Origin of the sequence: Mesorhizobium sp. M1050 (genome assembly GCF_040318715.1) — a bacterium.
Taxonomy (GTDB): domain Bacteria; phylum Pseudomonadota; class Alphaproteobacteria; order Rhizobiales; family Rhizobiaceae; genus Mesorhizobium.
This window is the reverse complement of the sequence record NZ_JAMYMV010000167.1, coordinates 1-1,446: the sequence shown is the minus strand read 5'-3', so window position 1 is coordinate 1,446 and position 1,446 is coordinate 1. Positions and strand designations below refer to the sequence as shown.

Annotated in this window: 2 protein-coding genes; both read right to left on the bottom strand. The window is 60.9% G+C overall.

Going from position 1 to position 1,446, the window contains the following annotated elements:
• Positions 1-17 precede the first annotated feature (17 nt).
• Positions 18-1,094 carry an NAD(P)-dependent alcohol dehydrogenase gene (locus NKH57_RS33695; RefSeq protein WP_352950675.1) on the bottom strand — a complete coding sequence of 359 codons (1,077 nt, stop codon included), beginning with the start codon at positions 1,092-1,094 and terminating at the stop codon, positions 18-20.
• A gap of 48 nt (positions 1,095-1,142) precedes the next feature.
• On the bottom strand, positions 1,143-1,358 hold the full coding sequence (locus NKH57_RS33690) for a hypothetical protein (protein ID WP_352950673.1): 216 nt from the start codon (positions 1,356-1,358) through the stop codon (positions 1,143-1,145).
• Positions 1,359-1,446 lie beyond the last annotated feature (88 nt).

The window sequence follows — 1,446 nt, the reverse complement described above, 5'->3', positions numbered from 1 at the left end:
GGCCCCCCGGCGCCCGTCTAAACTCTTTGCCCCCCCCCGGCAACAAATAACGGGGCCGGGGGATCGTGATGTACCCGGGGGGCGGGCGGGCCGGCGCCCCCCGGGTCGAAGGCCGCGATAGAGTCCTCGAAGGCAAAGGTCGCCGAAATGAGTGGCTTTAAGTCGACCCGTCCCGACGCCATAAGAGCAATCGCCCGCTCATACTGATGGGCATAGCGGAACACAGTCTCGATACGGACTTCCTTGGTCGAAGCGGTCGCGATGTCGAATGGGACCGGCGCCACCGGCAGGCCGACGACCACCACAGCGCCACCGGGCCTCGGCAGGTCAAGAAGCGTCTCCCACGCCTTGGGCGAGCCGGAGCATTCGAACACGACGTCGGCGCCCCAGCCGTTGGTCAAGTGCTTGACCTCTCTCATCAGGTCCTCTTCTCGAAGATTGACCGGGATCACCCCCTGATAACCGGCGGCGATTTCGAGCTTGGGTTGCGCAAAATCGGCGATAATTGCCCGGGAACATCCCCCGGCAAGGGCAGCGATCGCGACCATAGTGCCAATTGGTCCGGCGCCAAGCACAACAGCTGTATCGCCTGGGCTGATTTTCGCTTTTGTCGCCGCCTGCATCCCCACGGCGAAAGGCTCCACCATCGCGCCTTCGCCGAAGCTGATACTGTCGGGTATCTTGAAGGTGTAGTTGGCGGGATGAACGACATGGGCCGTCAGCACCCCATGGACAGGAGGGGTTGCCCAGAACCTTACGGCAGGATCTATGTTATAGAGGCCAAGCCGGCTCGCCCGCGAATTCGGGTCGGGGATGCCCGGCTCCATGCAAACGCGGTCGCCGATCTCCAGGTGCTCGACGCCTTCGCCAATTTCGACAATCGTCCCGGCGGCTTCATGCCCCAGAACCATCGGTGCTTCGACGACAAACGGGCCAATGCGGCCGTGGGTATAGTAGTGGACGTCCGAGCCGCAAACCCCGACGGTGTGGATCTTGATCCGGACCTGGCCCTGGCCGACGGTCTGGGGCAGATCTATGTCACGCAGCTTAAGCTCGTGCTGGCGTTCAAGGACAAGGGCGCGAACTTTGGTCATTATCATCTCCTCCTTCAAAACTGGCTGCCGTGTTTCGAAACGCAAGCTCTAGCCAGCTGAAATTTTCATTTCACAGTCTATCGGACCCTTCTCGTCAGCGTCGATGTGGGGAGCTTGGCCGAACTTTGGAGAAATTTGCCAGTCCAGGGCGCAGAGCGGCCTGGGACCTCTCGCTTTTATTTTCAGTTCTTTGGTTCGGCTAGATGTCTCGGTCAGCGTCAGCGGGTTTCCGAGCAGATCATGTTGGTCGTAGTGCTCGAACATCCTACGCATCCGCGGCATGAAGGTCCATGTCGTCTATGACCCGAAGGCCGACCATCCGCGCGTCCTCGACATCACCGACGCCAACGTC